10 protein-coding genes are annotated in these 6,751 nt (G+C 33.9%); 7 read left to right on the plus strand and 3 right to left on the minus strand.

What is annotated here, in order from left to right:
* Window positions 1-222 precede the first annotated feature (222 nt).
* The 3 genes from RTL21_RS23005 to RTL21_RS23015 are packed head-to-tail and all read right to left on the minus strand — an operon-like array spanning window position 223 to window position 2,052.
* Window positions 223-765: a 2'-5' RNA ligase family protein gene (locus tag RTL21_RS23005; protein ID WP_312099492.1), complete on the minus strand. Its 543-nt coding sequence runs from the start codon at window positions 763-765 to the stop codon at window positions 223-225.
* Window positions 766-779: 14 nt separating this feature from the next.
* Window positions 780-1,289 (minus strand): NUDIX domain-containing protein, encoded by a 510-nt coding sequence (locus RTL21_RS23010; protein WP_312099494.1) that lies wholly within the window; start codon window positions 1,287-1,289, stop codon window positions 780-782.
* Window position 1,290: 1 nt separating this feature from the next.
* Window positions 1,291-2,052 carry a metallophosphoesterase family protein gene (locus RTL21_RS23015; protein WP_312099496.1) on the minus strand — a complete coding sequence of 254 codons (762 nt, stop codon included), beginning with the start codon at window positions 2,050-2,052 and terminating at the stop codon, window positions 1,291-1,293.
* A 389-nt stretch (window positions 2,053-2,441) separates the two neighbouring features.
* Between RTL21_RS23015 and sigY the strand changes: the two genes are divergently transcribed.
* The 7 genes from sigY to RTL21_RS23050 all read left to right on the plus strand — a co-directional run bounded on the left by sigY (window position 2,442) and on the right by RTL21_RS23050 (window position 6,625).
* Complete coding sequence (sigY, locus tag RTL21_RS23020) at window positions 2,442-2,978, plus strand: RNA polymerase sigma factor SigY (RefSeq protein ID WP_312099510.1); 537 nt, start codon at window positions 2,442-2,444, stop codon at window positions 2,976-2,978.
* Window positions 2,968-3,303 carry a DUF5345 family protein gene (locus tag RTL21_RS23025; protein WP_312099498.1) on the plus strand — a complete coding sequence of 112 codons (336 nt, stop codon included), beginning with the start codon at window positions 2,968-2,970 and terminating at the stop codon, window positions 3,301-3,303. Before sigY ends, RTL21_RS23025 begins: the two co-directional genes overlap by 11 nt.
* Window positions 3,290-3,496: a transcriptional regulator gene (locus RTL21_RS23030; RefSeq protein WP_312099500.1), complete on the plus strand. Its 207-nt coding sequence runs from the start codon at window positions 3,290-3,292 to the stop codon at window positions 3,494-3,496. Before RTL21_RS23025 ends, RTL21_RS23030 begins: the two co-directional genes overlap by 14 nt.
* Window positions 3,497-3,498: 2 nt before the next feature.
* Entirely contained in the window at window positions 3,499-3,699 is a 201-nt protein-coding gene (locus RTL21_RS23035) for a PLD nuclease N-terminal domain-containing protein (RefSeq protein ID WP_312099502.1), read from the plus strand.
* 12 nt (window positions 3,700-3,711) lie between these two features.
* Entirely contained in the window at window positions 3,712-4,602 is an 891-nt protein-coding gene (locus RTL21_RS23040) for an ABC transporter ATP-binding protein (RefSeq protein WP_312099504.1), read from the plus strand.
* The gene (locus tag RTL21_RS23045; RefSeq protein WP_312099506.1) at window positions 4,599-5,375 is read left to right on the plus strand and encodes an ABC transporter permease; all 777 of its coding nucleotides are present in this window, start codon (window positions 4,599-4,601) and stop codon (window positions 5,373-5,375) included. The genes RTL21_RS23040 and RTL21_RS23045 overlap by 4 nt, the downstream gene beginning before the upstream one ends.
* Window positions 5,376-5,593: 218 nt before the next feature.
* A complete protein-coding gene (locus RTL21_RS23050; RefSeq protein ID WP_312099508.1) occupies window positions 5,594-6,625 on the plus strand; it encodes a serine hydrolase domain-containing protein in 1,032 nt (343 codons plus the stop codon).
* Window positions 6,626-6,751: the final 126 nt, after the last annotated feature.

The following is a 6,751-nucleotide window of genomic DNA, read 5'->3' on the forward strand; positions in this document are numbered from 1 at the left end:
TAAAACGATTATTGTTGACGTTTGTTTGTTCAGTTTTCAAAGAGCAATTTGTTTCATTGCTATCAGAAGCAACTTTTATATAATATCACATTTTCTAATTAGAAGTCAATAACTTTTTCAAAAACTTTTAACTATTAAATTATCATATTACCGCTGCTGTTAGAAGCAACTTTTATATAATAACAATTATCTATTTAATCGTCAACTGTTTTTTACGTTTTTTTACAATTCTATTAAACTCTTAGAATATATAACTGGAGCATGCTTCGAACTATCTATTCTAATTAACCCTATTCGGTTAATTTCCCCTTCTAGCTTTTCACTTATCTTTAAACAATAGCTATATGCTTCCTGCAACTTTTCTTTAGAAAGTCTATTAGCTAAGGTACAATGTGGAACCCATTTATCTGGAAGATATAATGACTCTTCATCATTGTTAAATGAAGCAAAATGTCGATGATGACTCGAATGTAACTCGATTAACTCTTTAGTTACAGTTGGAGAATAAAATAGTGTTGGCGTATTTATAAAAGATCCTACAGTTTGAAAATTAACCTGGACTTTTCCCATATTTCTATAGAAGGTTTCCATCTCATGTATAAAGTGCGTAAGAGAGACTTCCTTATAGCTTGCTAGAGTAATATGAGGTACTCTATCCTCCACTTCTCTCGCATAATAGGAGACTCCGTTACTCTCTAATTCTTCCCATATCTTTTTTATTCTTTGTTCTAATACAACATCAAATAATGCAATTACTGCATACATCTCACTCTTCTCCTTTAGTATATAAAGTCTTTTATTTTTTCCAAAACCAAATTTTCTCTAGCAACCCATGGGTTGCTATTAAATTGAGACAATACACGTTTATTTTCTTCTATAGCCTTATCAACTGATATCCATACAGGTGTAAAATCAAGTTCAGACTCATAAGCATCTAACTCTTGCTCCACTTTTTCACTTTTCAAAAGCTCACACATGTAATAATGAGATATCATTTGAAAATATGCTTGCTTATCGTACTGATCTACTTGATTTTCTATTACTTTCCCCATACATTCTTTAACTGCGCAATGAGTATAACCAGTTTCTTCTTTTACCTCCCTCCATAGCGCTTCTTCCAGTCCCTCATTCCCTTCAACTCCTCCCCCTGGAAATTTAAAGTCACCTTTATTTGTTTGCATAAGTAAAACCTTTTGCTTTTCAATTATTACAGCCCTTACCGCTACTCGCCGATGAATCTTATGATGTTCATCGCTTATATCCAGACCAATCCTTTCATTAAACCGCATCTTATACCCCCCTTCCATCCTTTCTGTTTTGATCCCCATGAAATATATTAATAATAAATTCACGATCTGGTACTTTCAAAGTCTCATACGACTCTAAGAAAAAGGAATTATCATAAGCTACTTTTTCTAGACTAATTTCTATTTTCTCCTTATCTATATTTGCAATTGCATATGAAGCTATTGGTTGAAGATTACACCCCAAAGATCCTGGATTTAGAAAAGCCGTTTTTTTGCTTTGAAAAAAATGAACGGGATGATTGTGTCCAAAACAGATCAACTCTTTATTATACCCTTTAAATAAATCGTTAATAGGTTTGAATGACGCTTCAACAATTTCACTAAAGGAGTCTTGGCTAATATGACTATTTCGTTTTGATTCTTTTATATGATAATGTGTAAATAGAACAGAATGACCTTCTATTATTGTATCAATAGTTCGTGGTAACTTTTCTAAATTAGGAATATAGGATTTATCCATATTATCTGCGATCCATTGATGATGTACTTTGGTGTGCGTATGACTGAGAGGATACTCTTCTCTTTTAAGTAGCGCCAGAATCGCTTCATCATGGTTACCTGTGATCATTGAAATGTCCTTTCTGGAAAACAAAAGGCCTAAAACCTCGTTTGTATCTGGTCCAATCCCTATCATATCCCCTAAACAATAAATTCTTTCAATTTCTTTCCTTGTATCTATTTCTTGCAGCACAGCCTTCAAAGCCGGACCATTTCCATGAACGTCGGTAATGATTCCAATCTTCATCTATTCCTACTCCTTTTATGAAGAAGTATCTATACTCTTAAATTGATACGACTAAGGAAAACAGTTTCTGTAAACACTTCTCTCAATCATTCATCTTACTTCTCTCATATATTTAACTACATTACGATTTTTGACCGCATCTCTGTATTTTCCAACACCTAAAAAGTCTATGAACACCAATTTTTTCAAAAAAAAACGTTCAGAATTGCATAAATTTAATAAAAGTTTAACATACATCCCTATTATTGAGTACACCTCACTTTCTCTAAATTTAAGGAGGAATTATTGTAAAATAAATGTAGCCTAAAAAAATTTTTTATATTTAATGAACGATTTACTGAGATTAACCGTCTTATGAATTGAAAAAGAAAGGAGGCATCGATTTAACTTTGGACAACGAGAAAAGACTTATTAAACTTGCAAAGGAAGGAAATGAAGATGCCTTCATAGATTTATTTCAATTACACTATTCATTCCTATATAAATATTTACTAAAACTCACTTTAAATGAAGAAATAAGTTCAGATCTTACACAGGATACCATGCTTAAATGCTACGAAAACCTTAACTCTTTTAAGGGAGACAGTAAGTTCTCAACCTGGATGATTTCTATTGCTTCACGACTATATATCGACCAACTTCGAAAAAAGAAACGGGAAGTCAATTGGATAAATCAAACAAAAATAGCTTTATCACGACAACTAACATGGAAAGCGAATTCCAAAGGGATAGAATGGAGTGACACATTTACTGATTTCAATAATTTAGAAGCAGAGTTTCGAATCCCCATCCTTCTTCATCACTATTACGGCTACACATATGAAGAAATTGGTAAACTACTTCATATAAAAACAGGAACGGTTAAATCTCGAGTTCACAACGGCATCATGAAACTTAGAAAGGAGTGGACAGTCCATGACGAATGATCAAGATCAGACAGATAAGCTAATTGAGGATCTACAGAAGAATTGGAATCATCTTGAAAACCTTCCTATCAGTAAGGAATCTTCTTCATTTTTCCTAAAAGAACAGTTGCAAAACTACCAACTGAAAAGGAAAAAAGCTTTCTATAAAGAATTAAAGCTGTTTATAATAACAGCCATCCTTTTACTTAGTAGTTTATCATTTATCGCATTCCTAGCCCTTCATACTATAGTCATTATGGAGGTTGTATCTATTATAGTTGCTCCTATAATCTACTTTATATTAATGCGAAAACAAGAAGGGGAGATATTTGATGACAGAAATTAATCCTTATTTATTATTTCTACTTATCCTCGCTCTGTTAGCACAGGGAACTTTACTGTTTATTCACGCGAAAAAAAATGCAAGCTTTGCATGGTTTTGGGGAATTTGGGGATTGATTTCGCTTCCACTTCCATCAATTCTTTACTTCCTACTTATTATCTTGCCTACAAAAAGAAAAGTACGAAAGGAGAAATAACTTTGGAAGAATTATTACAAGTAAACTGGTCATTAATAGCTCCCGTCCTTATTCTCCAATTCATATTAATGCTCACTGCTCTCATTAGCTGCATCAAGCAAGAAGAAACAAACGGACCAAAATGGTTATGGATTCTACTTATCCTATTCGTTAGTTTATTCGGGCCCATTTTATATTTTGTAATAGGAAGAAAAAATAATTAAGGAGGCATTAAGATGTTCGTACAAGTGAATCAATTACAAAAGCGTTTTAATGACCATCAAGCGATTAAAGAAATCACTTTTCACATTAAAAAAGGTCGTTGCACAGCACTATTAGGGCCAAATGGAGCTGGTAAGACAACCACGCTTCATATGCTTGCGGGTTTGCTATCCCCGACAAAAGGCTCTATATCTTATAACGGAGAAAAGGATTATCGTAAACATATTGGTTTTATGCCCCAACATCCCACTTTTTTTAATTGGATGACTCCCGTGGAATTTCTGTATTTCGCTGGAAAACTATCAGGTGTTCCTAAACAACGTTTAAAAGAATACATTAATAACAGCCTTTCATTCGTTGGGCTAACAGAGGTAAAGAACCGAAAGATCGGAGGTTTTTCTGGTGGAATGAAGCAACGGCTCGGATTAGCACAAGCTATTTTACATCAGCCAGAACTATTAATCCTAGACGAACCAGTTTCCGCCTTAGACCCTACAGGGAGAAGGGAAGTTTTAATACTTATGGAAAAATTAAAAGAAAGGATGACAATCCTTTTTTCCACACATGTCCTTCATGATGCAGAACAAGTTTGCGATGAAGTTCTTATGTTAAAGGAAGGAGAAATAAAGTGGGACGGTTCTTTAATTGACTTAAAAAAAGCCTTTTCGCATACAGCTATCCATATTGAAACAATAGAACCTATAAAGAATGCATTAGATGAATTAATAAAACCGGAAGCCATTCACTTTACGACTGATAATAATGCAACCATTTTAGAAACTACACCTTCTTTACAAACAAATGATTTATTAACTGCCCTAATAAGCAGAGGATACACAATTCAACGATTTGAAGTTATGGAGGATTCTTTAGAGGATGCCTATATGAAGGTGGTAGACATATGAAAAACTTTTTAACTTTACTTCAAAAAGAAATGCTAGAAAGTAAAAGAAACGGGAAATGGATCGGGCTTCCAGTTGTAATGATGATTTTAGGCGTCTCCCAACCAATTTCAACTTACTATATGCCACAAATTATTGAAAAGGCTGGAAACTTGCCCAAGGGAGCGAAGATTGAATTCCCAGTTCCTACAGGAGCAGAAGTGCTCGCAGCTACTTTATCTCAATATGGAACAATCGGTACTCTTTTATTCGTCCTAGCCACGATGGGAATTATTTCTCATGAACGGCAAAATAATGTGCTTACCCTTATTATGGCACGTCCTGTTTCTGCCTTTCAATACATAGCCAGTAAATGGTCAAGTCAAGTTATCATCGCATTATCTTCTCTATTTTTAAGCTATGTTTTGACTTGGTACTATACTAATTTACTGTTTTCACCTGTTCGTTGGATAGATGTACTCACTAGCTTCCTAATATATAGCCTATGGATTATTTTTATTCTCACTTTCACAATTTGGATAGGAACACTCTTAAGAAATACTGGCGGTATCGCGGGCGTAAGCTTAACATTCCTAGCTACACTCTCATTACTTACTGGGCTTATAACCAAATATATGAAATGGAGTCCTGCTACACTCCGAAATGAAGCAACAAACATTTTAATGAACAACCAAAGTCTCGACACATTCCTTCTACCTGTTTTTACAACTATCGGATTATCAGTAATTCTTTTAGCACTAGCAGTATACACATTTAAACGATTCGAGCGTTTCTGAGTAAGAAAACTTCCTCAATAATTAAAAAATATTAAATATTTTATTTTTAAGAGAAATGAAACCTATAAAGGAGCGCAGCTATCAGATATTAAATTATTATGAAACTATGAATAAATGTAAGCATTGCTTATTTAGAAACCCTGAGCATAACGAATTCAAGTAGACTCCTGTGGATTAGCCGCAAGACACAAAATAACAATTAGAATGTGAGGTATATAATGAAAACTAATTTAATAAATCGGATTTCAAGGGCTAAGAATAGAAATAATTTTTCAGGAAACGTCCTTATCAAAATAGAAGATAACCTTTTAGTAGAGACCAGCTTTGGATACGCTAATCGTTCTGAGAAGATTGAAAACAATACAAATACTCGCTTCGGAATTGCTTCCGGCTGTAAACTATTTACTGCAATAGCGATTTGCCAACTTGTTGAAAAAGGTAAACTTTCTTTTGAGACGAAGTTAGAAGATTGCCTTATTGGTACATTTCCTCATTTCGATAAAGACATAACGATTCATCATCTTTTAACACACACAGCTGGAATACCTGACTATTTTGACGAGGAGGTAATGAACGATTTTGAGGAATTATGGATAAATACTCCTATGTATCACATAAGAATGCTAAAAGACTTCTTACCACTTTTTCAGAACAAACCAATGAAATCAAAAGCAGGAGAGAAATTTAATTATAATAACGCAGGGTATATTTTACTTGGGCTAATTATAGAGCAACTAAGTAAACTTTCATTTTCTGATTATATTGAGGAAAATATTTTTAAAAGAGCAGGTATGAAAAATTCCGGTTATTATGAACTAGATGCACTTCCTCAAAGTACAGCACTTGGCTATATCGATTTTCCTAATGGTACTTGGAAAACGAATATTTACTCGTTGCCTGCAAAAGGTGGATCTGATGGCGGTGCATTTGTAACTGTAAATGATATAGCAAGATTGTGGGATGCACTCCTAAATAACCAATTATTAAGTAAAGAGTATACTTTTAAGTTGCTTACTCCGTTTATTCAAACAAAAAAATTAACAGGCTTTTATGGATACGGAATATGGATAGAAAAAAAAGAGGATTATATTTTTAAATATCATATTTTGGGATATGATCCCGGAGTTAGTTTTCATTCTGCTTTTTACCCGCGTTCATCTATTAAAACGATTATTTGTTCAAACAAATCTGATGGTGCGTATGATGTTATGAGAGAGATTGAGGAAGAAATATTATCTAAAGCAGAATAAATCTTGTTTAGCATTCTACTTTCCCACACAAGAAAAGACCTAAAAGCAATTAAGCTTTTAGGTCTTTCATTTGCCTGGCGACGTCCTACTCTCACAGGGGGAGAACCCCCAACTACCATCGGCGCT

It is taken from the genome of Niallia sp., from assembly GCF_031978665.1.
Classification (GTDB): domain Bacteria; phylum Bacillota; class Bacilli; order Bacillales; family Cytobacillaceae; genus Niallia.

Bases quoted from the DNA above. Each gene is read 5' to 3' on its own strand.
- RTL21_RS23025 (WP_312099498.1), top strand. From the start codon at position 2,968: ATGACGAATGATCAAGATCAGACAGATAAGCTAATTGAGGATCTACAG.
- RTL21_RS23045 (WP_312099506.1), top strand. From the start codon at position 4,599: ATGAAAAACTTTTTAACTTTACTTCAAAAAGAAATGCTAGAAAGTAAA.
- RTL21_RS23010 (WP_312099494.1), bottom strand. From the start codon at position 1,289: ATGCGGTTTAATGAAAGGATTGGTCTGGATATAAGCGATGAACATCAT.
- RTL21_RS23005 (WP_312099492.1), bottom strand. From the start codon at position 765: ATGTATGCAGTAATTGCATTATTTGATGTTGTATTAGAACAAAGAATA.
- RTL21_RS23030 (WP_312099500.1), top strand. From the start codon at position 3,290: ATGACAGAAATTAATCCTTATTTATTATTTCTACTTATCCTCGCTCTG.
- RTL21_RS23040 (WP_312099504.1), top strand. From the start codon at position 3,712: ATGTTCGTACAAGTGAATCAATTACAAAAGCGTTTTAATGACCATCAA.
- RTL21_RS23015 (WP_312099496.1), bottom strand. From the start codon at position 2,052: ATGAAGATTGGAATCATTACCGACGTTCATGGAAATGGTCCGGCTTTG.
- RTL21_RS23050 (WP_312099508.1), top strand. From the start codon at position 5,594: ATGAAAACTAATTTAATAAATCGGATTTCAAGGGCTAAGAATAGAAAT.